The 22327-nt window shown below is 74.7% G+C and carries 14 protein-coding genes; 3 read left to right on the top strand and 11 right to left on the bottom strand.

Translation table 11 applies throughout. The annotated features are described in order from the left end of the window. Positions 1-47: 47 nt before the first annotated feature. The 7 genes from WME98_RS42715 to WME98_RS42685 all read right to left on the bottom strand — a co-directional run bounded on the left by WME98_RS42715 (position 48) and on the right by WME98_RS42685 (position 8783). Positions 48-989, bottom strand: coding sequence for a 1,4-dihydroxy-2-naphthoate polyprenyltransferase (locus WME98_RS42715; RefSeq protein WP_437338261.1), 942 nt, complete (start codon positions 987-989; stop codon positions 48-50). Positions 990-1175: 186 nt separating this feature from the next. Then, the gene (menD, locus tag WME98_RS42710; RefSeq protein ID WP_437947391.1) at positions 1176-3020 is read right to left on the bottom strand and encodes a 2-succinyl-5-enolpyruvyl-6-hydroxy-3-cyclohexene-1-carboxylic-acid synthase; all 1845 of its coding nucleotides are present in this window, start codon (positions 3018-3020) and stop codon (positions 1176-1178) included. Positions 3021-3053: 33 nt separating this feature from the next. Then, on the bottom strand, positions 3054-3785 hold the full coding sequence (ubiE, locus tag WME98_RS42705) for a bifunctional demethylmenaquinone methyltransferase/2-methoxy-6-polyprenyl-1,4-benzoquinol methylase UbiE (protein ID WP_437947390.1): 732 nt from the start codon (positions 3783-3785) through the stop codon (positions 3054-3056). Continuing rightward, positions 3782-5053, bottom strand: coding sequence for a hydroxymethylglutaryl-CoA reductase, degradative (locus WME98_RS42700; protein ID WP_437947389.1), 1272 nt, complete (start codon positions 5051-5053; stop codon positions 3782-3784). The genes ubiE and WME98_RS42700 overlap by 4 nt, the downstream gene beginning before the upstream one ends. An 80-nt stretch (positions 5054-5133) precedes the next feature. Continuing rightward, a complete protein-coding gene (locus WME98_RS42695) occupies positions 5134-6144 on the bottom strand; it encodes a polyprenyl synthetase family protein (RefSeq protein WP_437947388.1) in 1011 nt (336 codons plus the stop codon). A 154-nt stretch (positions 6145-6298) separates the two neighbouring features. Continuing rightward, positions 6299-6856, bottom strand: coding sequence for a GbsR/MarR family transcriptional regulator (locus WME98_RS42690; RefSeq protein WP_020735596.1), 558 nt, complete (start codon positions 6854-6856; stop codon positions 6299-6301). A 178-nt stretch (positions 6857-7034) separates the two neighbouring features. Further along, the gene (locus WME98_RS42685; RefSeq protein ID WP_437947387.1) at positions 7035-8783 is read right to left on the bottom strand and encodes a phosphoenolpyruvate carboxykinase (GTP); all 1749 of its coding nucleotides are present in this window, start codon (positions 8781-8783) and stop codon (positions 7035-7037) included. 92 nt (positions 8784-8875) lie between these two features. Between WME98_RS42685 and WME98_RS42680 the strand changes: the two genes are divergently transcribed. Further along, positions 8876-9820, top strand: a complete 945-nt coding sequence (locus tag WME98_RS42680; protein ID WP_437947386.1) for a metallophosphoesterase — start codon at positions 8876-8878, stop codon at positions 9818-9820. A gap of 36 nt (positions 9821-9856) precedes the next feature. On the opposite strand, the gene WME98_RS42675 is transcribed toward WME98_RS42680, so the two are convergent. Next, positions 9857-11848, bottom strand: a complete 1992-nt coding sequence (locus WME98_RS42675) for an FTR1 family protein (protein WP_437947385.1) — start codon at positions 11846-11848, stop codon at positions 9857-9859. Positions 11849-11943: 95 nt separating this feature from the next. Beyond that, positions 11944-13131, bottom strand: coding sequence for an aminotransferase class V-fold PLP-dependent enzyme (locus WME98_RS42670; RefSeq protein WP_437947384.1), 1188 nt, complete (start codon positions 13129-13131; stop codon positions 11944-11946). A 522-nt stretch (positions 13132-13653) separates the two neighbouring features. On the opposite strand from WME98_RS42670, the gene WME98_RS42665 reads away from it, so the two are divergent. Further along, a complete protein-coding gene (locus WME98_RS42665; RefSeq protein WP_437947383.1) occupies positions 13654-17208 on the top strand; it encodes a protein kinase domain-containing protein in 3555 nt (1184 codons plus the stop codon). 219 nt (positions 17209-17427) lie between these two features. Next, on the top strand, positions 17428-18111 hold the full coding sequence (gene mutH / locus WME98_RS42660) for a DNA mismatch repair endonuclease MutH (RefSeq protein WP_437947382.1): 684 nt from the start codon (positions 17428-17430) through the stop codon (positions 18109-18111). A 27-nt stretch (positions 18112-18138) separates the two neighbouring features. Here the strand turns inward: mutH and WME98_RS42655 are convergent, their stop codons facing one another. Next, positions 18139-19866, bottom strand: coding sequence for a serine/threonine protein kinase (locus WME98_RS42655; RefSeq protein WP_437947381.1), 1728 nt, complete (start codon positions 19864-19866; stop codon positions 18139-18141). A gap of 284 nt (positions 19867-20150) precedes the next feature. Continuing rightward, positions 20151-22268, bottom strand: coding sequence for a hypothetical protein (locus tag WME98_RS42650; protein ID WP_061627911.1), 2118 nt, complete (start codon positions 22266-22268; stop codon positions 20151-20153). Positions 22269-22327: the final 59 nt, after the last annotated feature.

The following is a 22327-nucleotide window of genomic DNA, read 5'->3' as shown; positions in this document are numbered from 1 at the left end:
CGCGCCTTCGAGGGCCCGTGGCGCAAGGCTTGCGGCGGCGACGCGCATCACCCATGCAGCTGGGCCGCGAGGCCCAGCGAGAAGAGCAGCGCGTAGGCGAGCAGCAGCTTCGCCGTCCCGGCGAGGCAGTCGTTGAGCGGCCGGCCGTCGGTGGTCGCCAGCACCCGGAGCAGGCGCACGGCGCGCGGGAACGTGGCGAAGACGAGGAGCGTCCACCGGCGGCCCTCGCCGACGGCGAGGGCGACGGGCACCGCGTAGGCGACCGCGAGGAGCATCGCGTACTCGAGGACGCCCGCCCCGCGGCCGAAGCGGACGGCGAGCGTGCGCTTGCCGGCGACGACGTCCGTGTCGCGATCGCGGACGTTGTTGACGACGAGCACGGCGGTGGCGATGGCGCCGACCGGCACAGCGGCCGCCCACGCCAGCGGCGGCACCGAGCCGAGCTGGACGAACGCCGTCCCGCAGACGGCGACGAGACCGAAGAACACGAACACGAAGACGTCGCCGAGGCCGTGGTAGCCGAGCGGGTACGGGCCGCCGGTGTACGCGATCCCGGAGAGGATCGAGGCGACGCCGATCGCGACGATGGGCCACCCGCCCACGAGCGCGAGGTGCACCCCGAACGGCAGCGCGAGCGCGATCGTGACGAGCAGCCCGACGCGCACCTGCCGCGGCGTGAGCAGCCCGGCCTGCACCGCGCGGGTGGGGCCGAGCCGCTCGTGCGTGTCGGCGCCCTTCTCGTGATCGAAGACGTCGTTCGCGAAGTTCGTGGCGATCTGGATCAGCATCGCGCCCGCGAGCGCCGAGAGCGCCGGGCCGATCCGCATGCCGCCGAGCGCGTAGGCGACCGCCGTCCCGACCATCACCGGCGCGAGCGCCGCGGTGAGGGTCGCCGGCCGGCACGCGAGGAGCCAAGCCCGGAACGACCCGGGGCGCACGCCGCCCGCGGCCGCCGCGCCGGCCGCCTGCGAGGCCGCCGCCGCGCTCACGATCCCCTCCCCTGCTCGCGGGCGCCGCGCGCCCCCGCGGGGGCGCGACGGCGCGAGCGCGGCGCGCTGTCCTCGCCGGGCGCCTCGCGCGCGGGCGGCTCGGGTGCGGGGCTTCTGTTCGCGTTGCTCTGGCTCATGACCGTGGATCCCTCTCGGCAAGCTCGGGGTTCTCGGCGCGCGCGCCGCTCATGAAGGCTCGAGATCGGCCGCCGCCCCTTCCGCCGCCGGCGCGCTGCTCAGCGCGGCGACCTCGCGGCGGACGTCGGACCAGAGCCGCGCGACGCGGGCGGCGCCGTCGTGAGGCGGCACCACCGCCTCGATCAGCGTCGCGCCGGGCCGCTGGTACGCGGCGGCGAGCGCATCGGCGAGCCCGCTCGCGGTGCCGGCGCGCTCGTACGCGAGCCCGAACATCGCCGCCGCGGGCGCGAAGTCGAGGTGCTGCGGCATGGTGAAGCCCCGATCCAGCAGATCGGCGCCGCGCCTGGCGACGGGGAGGTGCTCGAAGATGCGGCCGCCGTCGTTCTGGACCACCACGATGACGAGGGGCGCGCCGCCGTCGCCCGCCGCCCGCGCGGCGAGGAGCAGCCCGGTCAGGTCGTGCAGCAAGCTGAGATCGCCGAGCAGCAGCGTGACCGGCGCGGCCGCGACCGCGCGGGCGCCGGCCGCCCCCGACACGAGGCCGTCGATCCCGCTCGCCCCGCGCTGGTGCAGGACGCGCAGCGGGCGCGCCGACGGCGGGCAGTACGTGTCGAGATCGCGCACCGGCATGCTGTTGCCGATCGCGAGCAGCGATCCCTCCGGGCACGCGCTCGCCACCGCCCGCGCGACCGCGCCCTCCGTGAGCTCGTCCCCGGCGCACGCGCGCGCCGCCTGCGCCGCCGCGGCCTCGCCGGCGCGCGCGAACGTCGCGGCCCAGCCCCGCCGCCCGCGCCCGAGGTCCACCGCAGCCCCGCCGAGGCGCGCCGCGAGCGCCTCGCACACGTCCGCGGGCTCGGCCATGACGAGGGCGGCCGCGGCGCTCGTCGGATCGTTCCAGCCGTGCGCGGCCACCACGAACCGGCGGCAGCCGGCGTGCTCGGCGATGTAGGTCGCGTACCCGGCCGACGTCGGCGGGGCGCCGAGCTCCAGGATGAGGTCGGGCGCGTTCGCCGCGCGGAACTCGGGCGCGCGGAGGAACGCGTCGAACGAGGCGGGCATCACGACCCCCTCGGCGAGGCCGCCGAAGTAGATCTGGCTCGTGCCCTCGGCGAGCACCGGGAACCCGGTCGCCCGCGACAGCGCGAGCACCGCGCGGCGCGCGCGGGCGTCGTCCTCGCGGATCGAGGCGGGCCCGCACACGATGAGCCCCCGCTCGGCGCGCGCGCACCGCGCCGCGATCTCCTCGATCGCGCGCGCGTCGACCCCGGCGCGCGCCGGCACGACCCGCGGCCCGGCGCGGCGCATCAGCGCCTCCCACTCGGCCTGCCACGGCTCGGGCCCGGCCACGTCGACCGGCTCGAGCGGCTTGCGGAAGCGCGCGTTGATGTGGACCGGGCCGGGTGTCGGCGCGAGCGCGCGCAGGGCCGCCTGCGCCGCGATGCGCGCCACCGCGCGCAGCGCGAGCGGCGACGGATCCGGCAGCCCGAGCTCGGCGAAGTGGCGCACGTGGTCCCCGAAGAGCTTCATCTGATCGATGGTCTGCGAGGCCGCCGCGTCGGCGAGCTCCCACGGGCGGTCGGCCGTGATCGCGAGGAGCGGCGTGAAGCTGTGGTGCGCCTCGATGATCGCCGGCAGCGCGTGGGCGCCGGCGGTGCCCGAGGTGCAGACGAAGGCGCTGGGCCGGCCGGTCACGCGCGCCTGCCCCAGCGCGAAGAACGCCGCGGCGCGCTCGTCGACGACGCTGTGGCAGCGCACCTCCTCGCTCTCCATCGCCGCGATCGCGAGCGGCGTGGAGCGCGATCCCGGGCAGAGGACCACGTCGCGCACCCCGGCCTGCGAGAGCGCGCGGACGAACAGCTGCGCCCAGGCCGAGTGGAGGTTCGAGCCGCTCATCACCGCCTCCGGAGGCCCGCGCGCGCGCGCACCTCAGGCCCCCTCGGGCGTCGCGACGAACAGGCACACGACGCCCATCGTCAGCGGCTCCACGCGCAGCACGCGCAGCCCCGCGCCCCGCATCAGCTCCGCGAACTCGTCCGGCGGAGGGAACCTCGCGATCGAGTCCTGCAGGTACCGGTACTCGTCCCGCCCCGAGATCGCGCCGCCGACGTACGGCACGACCGTGTGGATGTGGAAGCGCGCGAGCTTGCTCATGATCCCCCCGCGCGGCTCGCTGAGCTCCAGGATCGCGATGCGCCCGCCCGGCCGCGTGACGCGCGCCATCTCGCGGAGCGCCCGGGCGCGGTCCGGGACGTTGCGGATCCCGAACGCCATCGAGATGGCGTCCACGCTCGCGTCGCCGAACCGCAGCTGCTCCGCGTCGCCGACCTCGAGCTCGACCCGCCCGGCGAGCCCCGCGGCCTCCACCTTCCGGCGGCCCACGCCGAGCATCCCCTGCGACGGGTCGACCCCGACGACCTTCACGTCGTGCGCCCGCGCGATCTCGATCGCGAGATCGCCGGTGCCGGTCGCCAGGTCGAGCACCGTCGCGCCGGGCGCGAGCTCGAGCGAGCGCACCGCGCGCCGCCGCCAGCCCTGATCGAGCCCCAGCGAGATGATCCGGTTCAAGAGGTCGTACCGCTCGGCGATCCCGTCGAACATCTCGCCGGTGCCGAACCGGCGCCCGCCGCGCGGCGCCTCGCCCTGATCCGTGTGGCTCATGTCCCGCCCTCCGCCTGCTGCACCGCGCGCGGCGCCTCGGCCCGGTCGGGCGCGAACCGCTTGCCGTCGCCGGGCGGCGCGGCCGCCTCGCTGCCCCCCGGCGCCGTGACGGCGAGCGCGCGCTTCCGCTCGTGGAGCCGCATGTGGCCCCGCTGGATGCCCTCGCTCGCGAGCGCGCGCAGGGCCGCCAGGTTCGAGGCGAGCCCGACGGAGGCCAGCACCACCGCGAGCTCGCGCGCGCTCTTCGCGCCCACGAGCTGCAGCGCGGCGCGCACGCCGGCGTGCACCTCGGTCGAGCCGCCCACCGTCCCGACGGCGAGCGGCAGCTCCGCGCGGCCCACGAGCCCGCCCGGGACGCGCTCCCACGTGCTGAGCGGCCGGTACCGGCCGCTCATCGACGCGTACGCGTGCGCGCCCGCCTCGATCGCCCGGAAGTCCTGCCCGAGCGCGACCGCGGCCGCGTCGAGCCCGTTCATGAAGCCCTTGTTGTGGGTCGCCGCCCGGTACGGATCGAGCTCCGCGAAGCGGCTCGCCCGCGCGATGCCGGTCGCCACGTCCGCGCCGCCGAGCGCGTCGTCGGCGACGGTGGCCGTCACCCGCACGAGGCGGCGGACCGTCAGGTTCGACAGGATCCGGAGGCCGATCGTCCCGCCCGCGATGCGCTGCACGAGCGGCGCCACCGCCTCGGCCACGGTGTCGACCAGGTTGGCGCCCATCGCGTCGCCGACCTCGACGTAGAAGTGCACGACGAGCACGCCGAGCTCCGCCGACAGGACGCGCACCTCGAGGTCGCGGCAGCCGCCGCCGCGCGCCACCATCCTCGGGATCGCCGCGTCGCCGGCGGCGAGCAGGCTCGCGCGCGCCGCCTCGAGCCGGCCCGCGGCCGCCTCCGCATCGGGCACGTCGTCGAGCTGGACCTGCGCGGTCATGATCGGCGGGTCCGCCTCGCCGGAGAAGCCGCCCGACAGGCGGACCATGCGCGCCGCGTTCGACGCCGCGGCGATGACGCTCGGCTCCTCCACCGCCATCGGCACCAGCACGTCCCGCTGGTTCACGCGGAAGTTCAGCGCGAGGCCCAGCGGGAGCGCGTGCGTCGCGATGACGTTCTCGCACATCCGGTCGGCCACCGCCGTCGGCAGCCCGCCCCCGCTCGCGAGGTGCGCGAGCGCGTCCTCGTCGAGCAGCCCGAGCGCCTGGATCGCGCGGAGCCTGTCCTCCAGGCACCGCTTGTAGAACCCGCTGATCCGGCTGGAAACGTTCTGGCTCATCGGCTGCCTCCGCGCGCCGCGCGCGCTCGCGGGAGCGGCGCGCGCCCTCCGCCTTGCATCGGAAAATCCGCCATCGCCGCTCACCGCCTCCGCCGGGGCGTCGACATCGCGACCCCCTCCAGCGCCGCCTTCGCCGGGCTCTCCGGGAGCGGCTCGATGCTCCGCACAGCGTCCCCGCAGAGCCGGGACGCGAGCTCCAGACAGTCGTCCACGACCCGCTTCTCGACCATGATCTGCGCGATGCGCCGGCTGAGCTCCGGCGGGGCCGCCGCCTCCTCCGACGCGCAGTGCGCCTCGAGGGCGGGCGTGAGCTCGCGGTCGCGCTCCATCGCGAGCAGCAGCGGGTACGTCATCTTGCCCTCGCGCAGGTCCGTGAGCAGCGCCTTGCCGGTCGTCTCCGGGTCGCCCGCGAAGTCGAGCACGTCGTCGACGAGCTGGAACGCGACCCCGAGGCTCGTGCCGAAGCCCTCGAGGGCCTTGCAGAGCGGCTCGCTCACGCCGCCCGCGCGCGCGCCGGCGAACATCGCCCAGCGGAACAGCGAGGCCGTCTTGCCGTCGACGATCTGGAAGTACTCGCTCGTGCTCGTGCGCACGCGGCCGCGCGACGCGAGCTGGAGCGCCTCGGCGACGACCATCTCCTTGACCACCTGGAGCACCCGCTCGAGCACGTCGGGCATGCCCACCGCCTGGACCTTGCAGAGCGCGTCGAGCAGGAGGTAGTCGCCGCCGAAGATCGAGGCGGCGTTGCCGTAGATGACGCGCGCCGCGTCGGCGCCGCGCCGGCGGTCGCCGAGATCGACGACGTCGTCGTGCAGCAGCGTCGCGCTGTGGACGAGCTCGACCGCCACCGCGAAGGTCCGCGCCGCCTCGTTGAAGCCGCCGCCGATGTGGGCGGACAGCGCGACGCAGATCGGCCGCAGCCGCTTGCCGCTCAGCCCGAGCAGGTGCCGCGCGCTCCGGTGCGCCGGCGTCTCGCCGTCCAGCCCGACCTTCGCGAGCTCGCGCTCCACGTCCGCGAGGTCCCCGTCGAGCAGGCGCCTGAGCTCCGCGAGGCGCGCGGCGAGCGTGTCGAGCCCTCGCGCAGCGCACATGCCTCCGAGGCTCGAGACGACATCGCTCCGCTGGACCGTCCCAGTAAACGTTGTTGTCGCAGTCATCCCATCTCCACCTGGAAGCACGAGCGCCCGCGCTCCCCGCACCGCGCGGGGCAACGTGGCGTCCGAGCTCTCCGAAATCACGCGTCCGCTAGGCGCCTCGCCGGGACCGAACGGCCCGGATGGGGAACCGGACCAGGTCCCCGAACCGCGAAAAATCGACGGTCCTGCTCTTGATGAACCCGTCGAGCGCCGTCTGCGCGACGATCACGAACGAGAGGAGCCGCTCCACCCGGTCGAGGCTGAACCGGGTGGCGTCGGTGGGAGGCAGGCTCTCGAGCAACGCCGAGGCGCGCTCGAGGCGTTCCCTCACGGAGTCGGCGAGGAGCCGCTCGCGCTCGGCGAACACTTTGGAAATCATCTTCCAGAAGTCCGTCTCGGCCTCGAAGAACTCCTTCCGCTCTCCCGGTTTCCATACCCTTCGTACTACACCCCACCTTTGCAATTCTGTCAGCGACATACTCATCGCACCGGATGAAACCTGCAGCCGTTCGCCGATCTCGGCGGCGGACAGGGCGCCGCCGGCGATGAACAGGACGGTCCAGATCCGCCCGAGCACGCGGCGGAAGCCCCAGTGCTCGATGACGTCGCCGATCGCTTCCGCCGCGAGCAGCTCCGCCTGGCGCTGGATGTCGTTGGGAGGGCTCATGAAACTTTCAAAATTATTTGAAGGAACTGTGTGGGCCAACCTGGGGCCGCGTCAAGACATTCCCGACCGTCCTCAGCACAGAACGGACGAGCCCGGCCGTGCAGCGGCGTGCTCGACGCCGCTCCAGACCTCGCGATGCGCGTGGGGGATGGGTGAATCGCTCGGGGACGGCGCTAGCTCACGCCTGCATCCGGGCCACGAGATCCCGGTTCTGCCGGAGCAGCGCCTCGGGGACGCGCGCGCCGAACGACTCCAGGAACGCCTCGCGATCGCGCGCCTCCTCCAGCCACGCGTCGCGGTCGATGGCGAAGAGCTCGCGCATCGCCTCCGGGTTCAGGTCGAGGCCGCTCGTATCGAGCTCGCCGTCGGCCGGCATGATCCCGATCGGCGTCTCGCGCCCCTGCGCTTTCCCGTTCACGCGCCCGTGGATCCAGCGGAGGACGCGGAGGTTCTCCCCGAAGCCGGGCCAGAGGAACTTGCCCGACGCGCCCTGGCGGAACCAGTTCACGTGGAAGATCTTCGGGAACCCCGGGCGCCCGTGGCCGAGCTCGACCCAGTGCCGGAAGTAATCGCCCATGTTGTATCCGCAGAACGGGCGCATCGCCATCGGGTCGCGGCGGACGACCCCGACCTGGCCCGTGGCCGCGGCGGTCGTCTCCGAGGCCATCGTCGCGCCCAGGTAGACCCCGTGCGTCCAGTCGCGCGCCTCGCAGACGAGCGGCGCGAGCCGCGCGCGCCGGCCGCCGAAGACGATGGCCGAGATCGGCACGCCCGCCGCGGCGTCGAACGCCGGCGAGATGGACGGGCACTGGCGGGCCGGCGACGTGAACCGGCTGTTCGGGTGCGCCGCCGGCTCCTTGCTGTCCGGCGTCCACCGACGGCCCCTCCAGTCGGTGAGCACCGGCGGCGCCGGGCCGTCGAAGCCCTCCCACCACGGCGTCCCCTCCGGCGTGAGCGCCACGTTCGTGAAGATCGAGTTCTGGGCCAGCGTCGCCAGGGCGTTCGGGTTCGTCCTCGAGCTCGTGCCGGGCGCCACGCCGAAGAAGCCGGCCTCGGGGTTGATCGCCCACAGCCGGCCGTCCGGGCCGATCCGGAGCCAGGCGATGTCGTCGCCGACCGTCCACACCTTCCAGCCCTTCTGCGACGCCGGCGGCACGAGCATGGCGAGGTTCGTCTTCCCGCACGCGCTCGGGAACGCCGCGCAGATGTACGTCACCCGGCCCTCCGGGTCCTCCAGGCCGAGGATGAGCATGTGCTCCGCGAACCAGCCCTCGTCGCGCGCCATCGTGCTCGCGATGCGCAGCGCGAAGCACTTCTTCCCGAGCAGCGCATTGCCGCCGTACCCGGAGCCGATGCTCCAGATGAGCCGCTCCGCGGGGAAGTGGCACACGAACCGCCGCTCCGGGCTCAGGTCGCCGAGCGAGTGCAGCCCCCGGCAGTAGTCCTCGGAGCCTCCGAGCGCCTCGAGCGCGACCCGGCCCATCCGGGTCATGATCCTCATGTTGGCGACGACGTACGGACTGTCGGTGATCTCGACTCCAACCTTCGCCGACGGCGACCCCACGGGGCCCATCAGGTACGGAACGACGAACATCGTCCGCCCCTTCATCGCCCCGTCGAACAGCCGCCCGACCCGCTGCGAGGCCTCCTCCGGCGACATCCAGTTGTTCGTCGGGCCCGTATCCTCTCTATCGCGCGTGCAGATGAACGTGAGGTGCTCAGTCCGGGCGACGTCGGTCGGGTCGCTCCGGTGAAGATAGCAGTTGGGGTACCTCTCCTCGTTGAGCGCGATGAGCGTGCCGTCGCCCAGCATCCCCTGGATCAGCGCCCGGTTCTCCGCCTCGGAGCCGTCGCACACGACGACGCGATCGGGCCGCGTCTGGCGCGCGACCTCGTCCACCCACGCTGAAAGATTCCGGTTTTGCATACAGCTCGGAGCCTAGCCCGAGCGAGATGCCCCGCCAAGGGACAGTGCTGCTGGAGTATTGCAATGAATCTGGACGATCTGGCGGATTGCAAGTGAATCAGCAACCGGCCGGCGCGGCGCCGCCGCGCGGGGTCAGTTCGCGCGAGGCGAAGGCAGGGACGTTCGGCTATGCTGGAGACGTGCAGCGTGTCGTCGACCTCCCTGAGCGGGGCAGACTGATCGTCGCCACCGACTTTCAGGGCAATGTCGCGGATTTCGAGCGGATCGCCGAGATCTTCGAGCAGGCGGCGGCCGGCCCTGACGGCGCGGTGCTCGTCATTACGGGCGACCTGGTCCACGGGCCCGAGCTCGACGAGGGTGAATGGCCCGACTACCTGGGTTCATTCTACCGAGGCGATTCCGTGACCTTGTTGAAAAAGGCGCGAAACCTCGCGGACCGGCACCCGGGCAAGGTCCATTACCTGCTCGGCAACCACGAGCACGCGCACGTGGGGGGTCCGGTGGTGGCAAAGTTCTTTCCAGACGAGGCCCAGCGGCTCGAGGAGCTCCTCGGTCCGGAGGACACGCTGGCGATGCGGAGCTGGTTCCGCGGATGGCCGTTCGTCGCCGTCGCGCGCGAGGCCCGGCTGGTCATGCTCCACGCCGCGCCGCACGCCCGCATCCAGAGCCGGGAGGACCTGGACCGGCTCCCGCTCGACGGCTTCCTCGACGTGCCGCTGTCGGAGATGAGCCTGCAGGGGACGCTCGGCGCGCTGCTCTGGGCGCGGAGCACCTCGAGCGAGCGCGCCCACGCCTTTCTGCGCGCGCTCGACCCGGACGCTCGCGTGGCGGTCTTCGGGCACGACGTGGCGCGCTCCGGGTACGCGATCGAGCGGGAGCCGATGCTCTGCCTGTCGACGAGCTTCGGCTGCTACGACGGCGACAAGCTCTACCTGGAGTGGGATCTCGCCGAGCCCGCGGAGAGCGCGACCGACGTCGCGTGGCGCGGGCTCCGGTCGCTGTACCCCGAGGCGCCGCGCGTCCACAGCGAGCCCTGAGCGCCGCGGCGAGGACGCCGCGGCGGCAGGCGACGGTCAGGCGGCGGGGCCGGGGGCGATCTGCGCAGGCGGCGCGGGCGGCTTCGGCGTGGCGTTCGCGTGGCGGCGGTCGGCGAGGATGCCGACGACCGCGAGGATCAGCAGCACGAGCTGCGCGCCCAGCGTCTCGACGGTCGGGAAGATGCCGAGGGCGGGCACGCTGCCGAAGGGCAGCGGGTGGACAGGCACCTTGCCGGCCATCTGGAGCGCGGCCACGCCCTGCCCGGCGAAGATGACCGCGAGCGCGTAGAGGAGGTAGCTGGAGACGCGGAAGAAGACCTGCGGGGGCGCGAACCTGCCGGCGCGCGTGTACGCCGCGACCAGCACGACGAGCACCACCGCGCCCACCACGGCGCCCGCGACGGCCGCGCTCGCGGACGCGTTCGAGGCGAGCAGGGCCTGGTAGAAGAGCACCGTCTCGAACGCCTCGCGGTACGCGGCGAGCAGCGCGACGCCGAAGAGCGAGAGCGCCGCGCGCCGCGGCGAGATCTGCTGCTTCAGGAACTTCATCCAGCGGGCGACCTCGCGCTTCGCGAGGAGCGAGTAGCTCACGTAAAAGAGCACCGCCGTCGCGAGGAGCGCGGTCGCCCCCTCGATGAGCTCGCGCTGCGCCCCGGAGATCGCGACGAGGCGGGCCGAGGCGATCCACGTGAGGATCCCGAGCCCGATCGCGGTGATCCAGCCGAGGTGCACGAAGCGCCGCTTGTCCGCGAGCCCCGCCTGGGCGGCGAGGCCGAGGAGCGCGGCGATGAGGAGCGCGGCCTCGACCCCCTCGCGCAGGATGATGCCCGCGCTCGAGAGGGCCGTGGAGGCGAAGCTCTTCGGCGCCGACGCGGGCGACAGGAGCGACTCGGCGCGGCCGACGTCGCGCAGCAGCGCGTCCATCGCGGCGCCCAGCTCGGCGGGGGACGCGCCCCGCTCGAGCTGGCCGCGGAGCTCCATGCTGCGGGCCTCGAGCGCCGCGGCGAGCGAGGCGTCGGCGGCGCGGACCGGGGCCTCGATCGGCTCGATCCCCTCGAGGTACGCGTCGATGAGGTGCCCGCGGGCCGCGTCGCGGTCGCCCCGCGCGATCGCCTGCCGCGCGCGCTCGATCTTCACGCGCACGAGGCCCAGCGGGGAGCGGGCGGCGCGATCCTCGTACGGCGCGCGGAGCCGCAGATCCGCGAGCACCGCGGCCTCGGCGTCGGCCGGGACGCCGGCGCTGCGGAGCTCCTCGCGCAGATCGGCGTCCGTGCGCGCCGAGAGCTCGGCGAGCGTGAAGGCCGGCGCGACGCCCGCCGGCGCCGGCGCGACGCCCGCGTGGCGCAGGCCGGTGACGAAGAAGGCGAGATCCCAGCGGTCGGCGTCGGAGAGGAAGTTGAACGGGACCATCGCCGTCCCGTCGACGCCGAACCGGACCGTGCTCACGACGCGGTACGGGGCGATCGCCTCGCCGCGCTCGGGGTCGTGGAAGTTCACGGGGCGCGGCGTGAACGTGGCCGCGCGGGCGGTGTCCGCGCGCCCGGTCTCGCCGTGGCACGTCGCGCAGTGCTCCTGGTAGAGGCTCTTGCCCCGCGCCGCGTTCGGCGCGGCGCGCGGCGCCTCCTCGATCTGGAAGGCGCCGACGAGCTCGGCGCGCAGCCCCGCGACCAGGGCGACGACGTCCGCGGGCGGCGCCTTCCGATCGAGCAGCTCGCGGAGCTTCGCGATGCGCGCCGCGAGATCGAACTCGCGCCCGGCCGGGATCGACGGCTGGATGCGCGCCGCGATCTTCGCGCCGTCCGCGGCGAGGGACAGCTGCTCGGCGTACTCGTCGGGCACCGTGACGACCCCGTTCGCGACGGAGCCGCCGTAGTCGGCGCCGATGTAGCCGAGGATGTGCACGAGCCGCTGCGCCTCGACCTCCGGCGGATCGCCCTGATCCGCGCGGGCGAGCGGCGCCCCCAGCAGCACGGCAGCCAGGCACAGGATGGCGAGCGTCCACCGGCCGCGCGTGAACTTGATAGTCATATTCAGAAAATACCGTGGCCTGTACGCCGGGATCAAGGCAGGCGAAGGCGGGGTCGATTGGATCGAGATGGAACGAGCGTCCGTCGGTGGCGGCGCTAGCGGTCGAGCTCCTCGGCGAGGGCGGCGATGCCGGCGTCGATTTCGGCGTCGGTGAGGTACGGCGCCGGGCCGATGCGGACCACGTCGCGGCGCGCGTCGACGAGCACGCCGCGCGCGCGGAGGCGCTGCACGACGTCGCCCGCCCGCGCGGCGCGGACCGCGACGAAGCCGCCGCGCCGCTCGGGCTCGCGCGGCGAGACGACGTCGCCGCCGCGGCCCGCGGCGTCGAGGTGGCCGAGGATGCGCCCGGTCTGCCGCAGCGAGATCGCGCGCAGCCGCGGGACGGTGAGGCCGAAGCGATCCCAGTGCTCGAGCACGGCGGCGGCGCGGTACAGCGCGCACGGGTCGAACGTGGAGCCCGCGAAGCGCGCGCCCCCCGGCGCGTACCCGACGCCGCCGCCGCCCGCGAGCGCGCCGAAGTCGGCGAACCAGCCGGTGAAGGCCGGGCGCAGCGCGCAGCCGCGCGGGGCGCGCATCCAGCAGAGCCCCTCGCCCATCGCCGCGTACTTGTAGCCGCCCGCGACCGCGAAGACGTGAGGCGCCGCGCTCCCCCACGCGATCGGGACGACGTTGAAGGCGTGGTAGGCGTCCACGAGCGGCACGGCGCCGATCTCGGCCGCGCGCGCGACGATCTCGTCGAGCCGCGGCACCACCGTGGCGCTCTCGAAGAGCACGGCCGAGATCGCGAGCATCGCGGTGCCCGGCACGAGCGCGTCGAGCAGCCGATCGGCGAGCGAGCGGCGCGGCTCGACGCTCACCCACGCGACCTCGACGCCGTCCTCGCCGAGGCGCGCGAGCTGGCGCCGGAGCGAGTGGAACTCGCCGTCGGTGGTGACGATCCGCGGACGATCGCGCCGAGGGAGCGACGAGATCAGCCGGTAGACGAGCTCGTGCGTGTTCTGGCCGAAGGCGATGTCGTCGCCCCGATCGAAGCCCATCCGCTCCAGGATCGCCGCCCCGACCGCCGCGCGCTTCGGGAACACCGCGTCGTCCCACTTGTCGTCGACGAGCCGCGCGGCGTCATCGAAGCACGCGGCGAGCGCGTCGCGCGCCACATCGGGCCACGCCTGATGGGAGTGGCCCGTGAGCAGGATGCGCGGCGCCTCGCCCTGGGCGGGCGCGAGGAAGCGCGAGTACGCCGCGCGGAGCGCGCCGAGATCGAACGAGAAGCCCTGCTGTTCCACGTCTCCCTGCATTCCAGCTCTTCGGTGCGGCCCCCGCACGACGGACGCGCAGGGCGCGGGCTCCGCGCGCGGTCCCGCTTAACCCACTTCGAGGTTCACTTCCACCGGCTCGATCCGCATCGTCCCGCGCGCGGGCGGCGCCGAGCGCGCCCGTTGCGTCCTCGGCGAGCGCGCGGCGCGAGCCGAGCGCGCCGTCGCGCCCGCCAACGACCCAGGCGGCCGGGCCCGAGAGAGCCCGGGCCGCCCGCGCGTCGCGCGACGACGGCGCCGGCGCGCCGGCCTCGTCCGCAACGTGGTCACCCCGCGCGGCGCAGCAACGTGGTCACCCCGCGCGGCGCAGCGGAAAGCGCGGCGAGGGCGCGCCCCAGGCCGGTCCGATCATCGTAGGGGGAGGTGGCTCAATCGGAGCCCGGCGGAGCGCGCGCGCTCCGGATCGAGGTGGGAGGTTCGATGACGCGCGAGGATTGCGGCGGCGTGGGAGGGGGGCCGGCGCGCCGTCGCGCTAGACTGCGCCACCTGTCGATGCGACCGCGCGCGGAATACCTCGAAGGGCTCGTCGATCTCACGTCCCACGACGACCCGAACGTCCGGCGCGCGCTCTTCCGGCAGACGATCGCCTCGCTCGCCCTCGTCGACGCGCTCGACGGCTCGACGCCGCTCGACTCCCTCAGCCCGGATGGCCTGCTCCGGAGCGTACAGACCGCCATGGCCGACGGGCTGCTCGACGATCTGAGCTGGCTCGCGCCGGCCGCCGCGAGCGTGGCGCTCTACGAGATCGCCGGCGCGCTCCCGCTCGGGCCCGAGCGGCGGGAGCTCGGCCGGCGCGTGCTCAACCAGCTCTACGCCGGCAACGCGGCGACGTTCGTCGCCCTCGCCACGCGCATGGCGGCCGGCTCGGCCCGCGGCCTCTCCGGGGCGGGCATCCGCGCCCGCGTGATGCTCTCGCTCTGGCTCCCCGCGGGCACGGACATCCCAGTCGATCCGCTCGCGCTCCTGCTCGCCTCTCGGCGCGAGCTGTCGCGCGACTGGATCGCGGCGCCCTCGACCGGCTCCCTGCCCGAGCGGCGCCTCGCCGCGCGCCTCATCGAGCGCGCCGCCCGCGAGGCGACCCGCCGGGCCATGCAGGGCGACGACCTCCCGCTCCGGCTCTTCCGCAACGTGAGCGACGGGCGCCGGCGCGATCTCGACCGCAGCGCCGACGGGATCGCGCTCGCGTGGCAGACGCTCCTCGCCGATCGCGAGCCGCTCGTGTGGCGCCACGTCGCCGCGGCGCGCGGCCTGCTCGCGGGGGTGCTGCCCGACTTCGCCGAGGAGGTGCGCGGCCTGCTCGCCCACGATCTCTCCCCCACCGAGTGGCGGCGCGGCGCCGCGTCGCTCGCCGCGAGCGTCGCCGTGGATCCGGACGGCGCGCTCGGCCGTGCCGTCGAGCTGCTCCGGAGCCCGCTGCTCGCGCACGACCCGGGCATCGCCACGGCGATGGTGTGGGGGCTCCCCGTCGGGGCCGACGCGGAGCCCGAGGCCGCCGACGCGCTGCTCGACGAGATCGCGCGCGCGGCCCCGATGGCGACGGCCGAGGCGATCGTCGAGCTCCGGCGCGACCTGCGCGGCGTGACGAGCCGCGGGGAGCCGTTCGGCGCCCGCGCGGCGGCGCGGTGCGCCCGCGCGCTCGAGGACGCGATCGAGGCGCCGCCCAGCGCGCACGCCCGCGACGACGGCCTCGCGGCGCTCGCGCGCGTCGTCCACCGCGATCTCTCGATGGACGGCGCCGGGGTCGCGCTGCTGCGCGGCGCGCTCGACGGCGCCGTCGCGGCGTTCGTCGAGACCGGGCCGCGCGAGGCGCACGGCCGCGCGCTCGAGGCGTACGCCCTGGCGGCCGAGGTCGTGGGCGCGCTCGAGGAGATCGAGCTCTGCGAGCTCGACGACGCGCAGAGCGCCGCGGCGCGCAGGGCCGCGGTGGGGCTCGTGCGCGAGCTCGACGCCGAGCTGCTCGGCTCCGGCCTGCTGAAGGGCCTCCTGCTCCTGAACCGCCGGCCGAGCGAGGACTCGACCGGCGTCGCCTCGCTGGACGACCTCGACGAGCGGCTCGCGCGGTGGCTGCTCCGCGCCGAGGGGTCCGCCGCGCGGTCCGGCGCGAGCGCCTCGCCGCCGCTGCACGTGACCGTGCACCAGCGCAACCTCCGCGCGCTCATCCACCTGATCGACGGCGAGAGCACCGATTTCGGCGGCGAGCCGGAGCTCAAGGCGCGCGTGCTCTCCCGCTGGACCGGCGCCATCGGCGTGCTGCTCGACCGGCTGCGCGCCGACCGCGGATCGTCGCTCCGCCGCGCCATCGCCGCGTCCGTCGCCCGCGGCCTCGACGCGCTCGTGCGCGAGGGGGCGGCCGACGCGGCCGACATCTTCCTGCACGCCGCGATGCGCGGCGGCGACCCCGACGACCTCGACGTGCTCGGCCAGGCGAGCATGCACCCGGACGTCGCCCAGCTCCTGCGCGCCTACGCGCGGTTCGCGCGCGGCGGGCGCGAGGGCGGCGCGCGCGCGCCGGACGGCGAGGACGCCGCGGTGTCGCTCCGGTCGACGCGGAAGGGGGCGCTCGACGCGGAGCTCGCCGAGGCCGAGCGCGCGCGCGGGGCGCTCGAGCGCATCGCCGCCCTCGACGCGCTCGTCACCGCGCTGCCGGCGGGCGCGTCGCAGCGCACCGAGATCGTGCGCGGCGCGCTCGCCCGCCTCGCGCGCGCGCTCGGTGCGGTGAACGCGGCCCGCGCGCTCAGCGCGCTCACCGCGGCGGCCGACGGCGACGCGGACGCCTCGCCGCTCAGCGCCCTGGAGGACGCCCTGACGCGCCTCGGGCAGCTGACCGCCGGCGCCCGCCGCCGCTGCGGCGATCACCCGCCCTCCCCGCCCTCCGGCGCGGCCGAGCCGCTGCGCCTCGCGATCGAGGTCGCGCTGCAGGAGGAAGCGGACGCGGAGCCGAGCGTCGCCGCGCCCGTCGAGGCGCTCGTCTCGGCCGCGCGCGCGAGCATCCCGGCAGCGCTCGCCGACGTGGTCGCCCTCGTCGTGCCGCGCGTCATGCAGCTCCCGGTGCGGCGGCCGAGCGCGCCGGGCGGGGTCGCCCGGTCCGAGCAGCCGCTGCCCGCGTGGCTGCCGAGCCGCCGCACGCTCGGCGGCTTCTACGTGCACCGCCAGCTCGGCGGCGGCTCGCTGGGCACGGTGTTCGTCGTCACCCGCACCGAGGAGCGGCACGATCCGTCGGCCGAGCGCTTCGCCCTGAAGGTGCCCGAGTACGATCACACGGCGGCCCGGAGCGTCTCGGAGGCCGACTTCCTCCGCCTGTTCCGGGAGGAGGCGGGCGCGCTCCTCTCGCTGCCCGATCACCCGAACCTCGCCCGCTTCGTCACGTTCGACGCGGGCGCCCGCCCGAAGCCGATCCTCGTGATGGAGCTCATCGAGGGCATCCGCTGCGACAAGCTGCTCGACGCGCGGGGCCTCACCTCGCGGAGCGCGGTGGCGCTGCTCGACGGCATCCTCGCCGGGCTGGAGGCCATGCACGCGGTCGGCGTCGGGCACCTCGACATCAAGCCGACCAACGTGATCTTGCGCGGGGGGCGGGAGCCCGTGCTCGTCGACTTCGGGCTGGCCGGCCGTCACATCCGGCCCGGCTGCGCCACCGGCTGCTACGGCGCCCCCGAGATCTGGGGCGTCGTTCCGCCCGGGGCCACCGCGACCCCGCTCACGGCCGACATCTACAGCTTCGGCTGCCTCGCCTACGAGATCCTCACCGGCAAGACGCTGTTCGACGCGCCCACCGAGGTCGCCCTCATCACGGCGCACATCACGCACGACGGGCTCCCCGCGCCGGTCAAGCGCCTCGCCGACGACCCGAGGACCGCCGACATCGCGGCGTTCATGTACGCATGTCTACGACACAACCCGCAGGACCGCGCGCCCGCGTCGTCCCTGCGCGAGATGCTCCTCCGCATCACGGGCCAGCTCGCCGACATGAGGTGGCCGCTCGACGAGGTGCGGGCTCCGCGGCACAGCGCCGGAGGATCCCGGAAAAATCATACAGGAGATTCCTGACATCTTTTTCCTCCGAATCCTGTGGGCGCAAGGGGGGATTTCGGCGGTAGGCTCTCTCTTGGCGGCGCGTTCGGGGGGGCCGCGTATCAAGGCCGCCATGGCCCCCGGGTCAGCGCTGCTCGATTCTCATCGACGTTCCGGCGCACCCCGGCGGCCAACCTATCTCGAGCGCGTCGGATCGCTGGAGTCGCGCCGCGCAATGCTCTAAGGGCGGCGTCGTTGATCCCCCCGCTGGAACCGCCTCGCGACGAAGCCGAGCTCCGGTGCCGGGCGTCCGCGCTCGCCGGCGTGACGCTCGCGGACCTGGCGCGCGCGCTCGGGCGCGCGGTGCCCCGCGGCGGCGTGCGCACGAAGGGGGCCGCCGGCGCGCTCGTCGAGCGCGCGCTCGGCGCGACCGCCGGCTCGACGTCGAGGCCCGATTTCCCCCACCTCGGCATCGAGCTGAAGACGATCCCCGTGGACGGGGCCGGGGCGCCGCAGGAGTCGACGTTCGTCTGCTCGATCTCGCTCTCGGACGCCGATCGCGCGGAGTGGGAGACGTCGCGCGCCCGCGCGAAGCTGGCCCACGTGCTCTGGGTGCCGATCGTCGCCGCGCCGGGCGTGCCGAGCGAGGAGCGACGGCTGGGCGCCCCGCGGCTCTGGCGCCCGACGGAGGCGCAGGAGCGCGTGCTGCGCGCGGACTTCGAGGATCTGATGGGGCTCATCGGCATCGGCGCCGTCGAGGGGCTCACCGCGCGCGCGGGGCGCTGGCTCCAGGTGCGACCGAAGGCCGCGAGCGGGCGCGCGAGGACGCTCGCGTTCGGGCGCGACGGCGAGCTGATCGCGGCGCTGCCGCGCGGCTTCTACCTGCGCCCGGGCTTCACCGGCGCCATCCTGAGGGATCCGGCCGCAATGCCGGCGTGACCAGCGTGATCGGCGCGCGGGCGCGCGTCACTTGCAGGGGATGACCTTCTTGGTGCCGTCCGGCATCGTCGCGAAGCACGTCTCCATCGAGAGATCGTTGTTCACGGTCGATACGGGGCGCGCCGGCTCGGGATTGCTGGCCGGCGCCGCGTCGGTCGCCCCCGTCGTGCGCGGGCGCCCTCGCCCGCCGGCGTTCCCGCGCTGCGATTTGCCCGGCGCAGCGCTCGCCGCCGCCGTGCCCGCCGCGGACGGCCCGGCCCCGGCGTCCGCCGCGGCCTCGGTCGCGCTGCCGCCCGCGTCGGGGGCGCCCGCGTCCGCTGCGCCCGCGTCGCTCGCGCTCGCCGCGCTCGCGCCCGCGTCGGCGGCCTCCGGATCGCCCACGGGGACGACCTTCGGGATCGCGGCGGCGGTGTCCGTCGGCTGGGGCGACGGCGGCGCCAGATCGGCGGGCGCCGCCGTGTCGCCCGGCGCAGACGCGGAGGCGGCCGGGTCTCCCGCTCGGATGCCGAGCTGGTTGCGCTGGAAATAGAGCGCGCCCCACGCGCCCACGACCACAGCGACGGCCCCGACCGCCACGTAGAGCAGCGTGCGCCCGCGGCGCGGGGCCTCGTCCTCGGCCGGGGGCGCAGAGCCGGCGGTGCGCGCCGCCTTGTCGGTCACCGACGGGCCGCCGCTGCTCGTGCGCGACGCGCGCGACATGGTCCGCGACATCGCCGCGCGCGAGGCCGGCGGAGGCAGATCGAGCTCCAGGGCGTGCTGGCGCAGGATCCCGGCGATGGTCGTGCGCGTGCCCGGCGCGGCGTACGGCGCGAGCGCCTGCACGAACTCCGCGATCGTCTGGTAGCGATCTTCCGGCTCGCGCGCGATCGACTTCTCGATCACCTCGACGAGGCCCTCCGGCACCTCGGGGCGGAGGTCCTGGAGCGCCTCGGGCGGCGACGTGTAGATCTTCGCGCACAGCTCGGGGAAGCTGTCGGCGACGTAGGGCGGCCTGCCGCCGATGATCTCGAAGAGGCACACGCCGAGCGCGTAGATGTCGGTGCGCGGATCGACGCTCTTCGACGAGCGCATTTGTTCGGGTGACATGTACAGCGCCGACCCGAGGATCGTGGTCGTCTGCGTGAGGGAGACGTTGCCCGTGTCGCCGGTGAGGATCTTCGAGACGCCGAAGTCGAGCACCTTGATGAGCGGGGCGCCGTCGGGGCGCTTCGTGAGGAACAGGTTCGCCGGCTTCAGATCGCGGTGGACGATCCCGAGCGAGTGCGCCTCCGCGAGCGCCTCGCACGCCTGGACGATGTGATCGATGCACTCGCCGATCGCGAGCGTGCCCGCCTCGTGCGCGTGGCCGGCGAGGTCCACGCCGTCGAGGAGCTCCATCACCATGTACGGCTCGCCGCTGTCCAGCGCGGCGACGTCGAGCACGCGCACGACGTGGTGCGTCTGCAGCTTGGCGACCGTGCGCGCCTCGCGCATGAACCGCTCCGCCGCCTCGGTGTACGACATGAACTCCGGGAGCAGGAACTTGATCGCGACGCGCGTATCGAGGTCGAGGTGCAGCGCCTCGACCACGAGCCCCATGCCCCCGCGGCCGATCGTCCGCTCGACGCGGTACTTGCGCGCAATCACGGTGCCAGGCGCGATCGTGTAGACGTTGTCGGCCTTGGGTTCCCCCGCGCCGAGCGGAAACGCAGCCGTCTCCGGGCCGACGGAGTCCTCCCCTTCGGTCGAGTCCGGCTCACCAGAGGAGCGCGCCATCGAGCTAAGGTATACACGTCGCGCTTCTCCGAAGCGATTCCCCTCACGCCGCAGGAATGCAAAGCGTTGCGAAAAAATGCCTCCGACGTGGGATGAGCGCGCGGAAGGGGTGGAAGCGAGCGCGGCTCAGGTCCTGCCTGCGCTCATGACGCACCGCGGGCGCGGCGCCCCGACACCCCTCCGGCGCAGCGCCCGCGGCGAGCGGGCGCCGACGCTCCCTGCCGCTGCCTCCCGACCGGCATCGACCCGCGGTCGCGCCAGATCGATGGAGGTTGACAGCGAGCTCAGCGGGTGCGCGCCGGCGGGGTCCGGGAGCGGCGCATGTTCGCCGTCGAGGAGGTCCGGTGCGGCCCCTCGGTGCCGTGCGCCGGCGTCTGCCGCGTGGCCTTCAGGTTGCCGAGATCGGCCTCGATCTCGACGCCGAGCGCGCGGCAGCGCCGGATGAGGCGCTCCAGATCGACCCCCGCCTCGATCAGCAAGCCCGAGGGGGGCGACGGATCGACGAACATCTCGGCCGCTGGCCTCCGCGTGCGGAGCAGCTCGCGGATCTCGGGATCCTCGATCCAGAGGAAGCCGGAGGCGCCGACGAAGCTCGCCTTGCCGATGACCACGCTCGCCTGGATGAGCATGCGCGAGATGGTGTCCGGCAGCGGCGCGACCGCCTCGATGCGCGAGCGCAAGGCGTCGCTGTCGAGCCCCACGGACAGCGCGCGCGCGATCGACGGCGGGGTGAGCAGGAGATCGACCTGATCGCCGACGCGCCCGATCTCGGCGAAGGCCGAGAGCCCGAGCACGGCCGAGACCTTGGCGCTCGCGCCGACGCGCAGCGCGTGCGCCTCCACGAACTTGCTCTTGCCGTTGTCCGAGCTCGGCGCCGAGCCCGCGAGCAGCGCCCGCCCGCGCGGCGTGAGCCGGAGCGCCAGATCCGCGCTGGCCACGTCCTCGGCCCCGCCGAGGTCGATGATCCCGAGCGCCGGCAGGGACTCCAGCGCGATCCGCCGCGTGATCTCGGGGACCTCCGGCGCCTCGACCGAGGCGCGCTCGGCCCAGCGGCGGACGAGCCGCTCGACCCCGGCGATCCGCTCGTCGGCCGCGAGGTAGCCCTGCAGCGACTGCCACGGCACCCAGCGGCCCTCGCCGAGGTCGTGCAGCGCGTCGAGCACCATCTCGCGGAGCGCGCCGATGGGGCTCGCGTCGCGGTTGTCGGACGCGACCCGGAGCACCTCCCGCTCGGCCCGCGCCTCATCCCACGCGCCGCCGCGGCGCCACGTCGTGAACAGGAGCGGCGTCAGCTCCTGCACCTGGAGCGAGCCAGGCGGCGTGGCCGGCGACGCGGCCGAGGCGTCCCAGAGCCCGACCGCCCGCGACAGCGCGGCGACGAGCGCGACGCTCTCGACGTCCCGCCCAAAGCGCTGCCCCAGCCGGACGAGCAGCGACCGCGGCGTGCCGACGCCGGGGCGCACGTCGCTCCCCGGCTCGCGCACGCAGTAGGCGAGCGCCAGGGCGAGCATCCCCGGATCCGACGCGAAGCGGGCGCGCCGCGGGGCGTGGTCCTCCTCGAGGACGAACGACCGGATCTGCTCCCGCCGCTTCTCGCGCATCCGGCGGCGATCCGCGCCCACGATGGCGGCGACCTCGGTCGGCACGACGTGGCGGTTCGGGTGGATCGGGATCAGGAAGGCGCGGCGTTCGAGCGCGAAGCCAGCGCCGCGCCGGCTCGCCGTCACCCCGCTCGCGCTGCGGAGGCGCATCGGCTCCCGCTCCAGATCGAGCAGCTCCTGCGTGTCGACCTCGCCGCCGACGGACTCGATCGCCTCGAGCAGGCGGCGCTCGACCGGCGCGAGGCGATCGATCTCCTCGCGGAGCCGGTCCGGATCGCTCAGCGTCTCCCAGGCGACCTCGAGGGACAGCGCGATGGGCGGCGTGGCCGGACGGCCGAGGTAGTGCGTCGCGATCGCGCTCATCGTCTCGAACGGCGCCTGCGCGAGAAGCGCCCGGATCGCCCGCGGGTCCTCGCTCTCCCAGCTCTTCAGCTGGACCAGGAACGCCGCGGGGAGCACGAGCTCGATGCCTTCGTCGGTCTTGCGCGCGTAGACCACGCCGCGCGCGATGAGCGGCTCGAGCCCGGCCGGGAGCGAGGGGACGACGAGCACGCCGCCCGCCTCCGCGATGCGGTGGAGCAGCTCACGGCTGGCGGTCGGGAGCCGCGACGGATCGCGTACGTCGGGGAGGCCGACGAGCGCTCGAGCCGCCTGAGAGGGCGCGTCGATCCGCTTCGCCGCGTCGATGCGGATCCCCATGCGCGTGATGAGGCCCTTGAGCTCTGACTCCGGGAGGGCGCGGAGGATCGCGTCGAGCCGCCTCGGCGACTCGTCGAGCTCAGCCTCATCACTGCTCGCCATGCCTCCCGATTCGCGTGTCACCCGACCTAGCTCCTCATCTGCAGGATTCCCCCGCCCCG

Origin of the sequence: Sorangium sp. So ce296 (genome assembly GCF_051529605.1) — a bacterium.
GTDB classification, from domain to species: domain Bacteria; phylum Myxococcota_A; class Polyangia; order Polyangiales; family Polyangiaceae; genus Sorangium; species Sorangium cellulosum_D.
The sequence above is the reverse complement of the archived record's forward strand: the minus strand, read 5'-3'. Positions and strand labels throughout refer to the sequence as shown.

Coding starts and splice junctions, on each gene's coding strand:
- menD (WP_437947391.1), bottom strand. CDS start 3,020: ATGAGCGGCTCGAACCTCCACTCGGCCTGGGCGCAGCTGTTCGTCCGC.
- ubiE (WP_437947390.1), bottom strand. CDS start 3,785: ATGAGCCACACGGATCAGGGCGAGGCGCCGCGCGGCGGGCGCCGGTTC.
- WME98_RS42700 (WP_437947389.1), bottom strand. CDS start 5,053: ATGAGCCAGAACGTTTCCAGCCGGATCAGCGGGTTCTACAAGCGGTGC.
- WME98_RS42695 (WP_437947388.1), bottom strand. CDS start 6,144: ATGTGCGCTGCGCGAGGGCTCGACACGCTCGCCGCGCGCCTCGCGGAG.
- WME98_RS42690 (WP_020735596.1), bottom strand. CDS start 6,856: ATGAGCCCTCCCAACGACATCCAGCGCCAGGCGGAGCTGCTCGCGGCG.
- WME98_RS42685 (WP_437947387.1), bottom strand. CDS start 8,783: ATGCAAAACCGGAATCTTTCAGCGTGGGTGGACGAGGTCGCGCGCCAG.
- WME98_RS42675 (WP_437947385.1), bottom strand. CDS start 11,848: ATGACTATCAAGTTCACGCGCGGCCGGTGGACGCTCGCCATCCTGTGC.
- WME98_RS42665 (WP_437947383.1), top strand. CDS start 13,654: ATGCGACCGCGCGCGGAATACCTCGAAGGGCTCGTCGATCTCACGTCC.
- WME98_RS42655 (WP_437947381.1), bottom strand. CDS start 19,866: ATGGCGCGCTCCTCTGGTGAGCCGGACTCGACCGAAGGGGAGGACTCC.
- WME98_RS42650 (WP_061627911.1), bottom strand. CDS start 22,268: ATGGCGAGCAGTGATGAGGCTGAGCTCGACGAGTCGCCGAGGCGGCTC.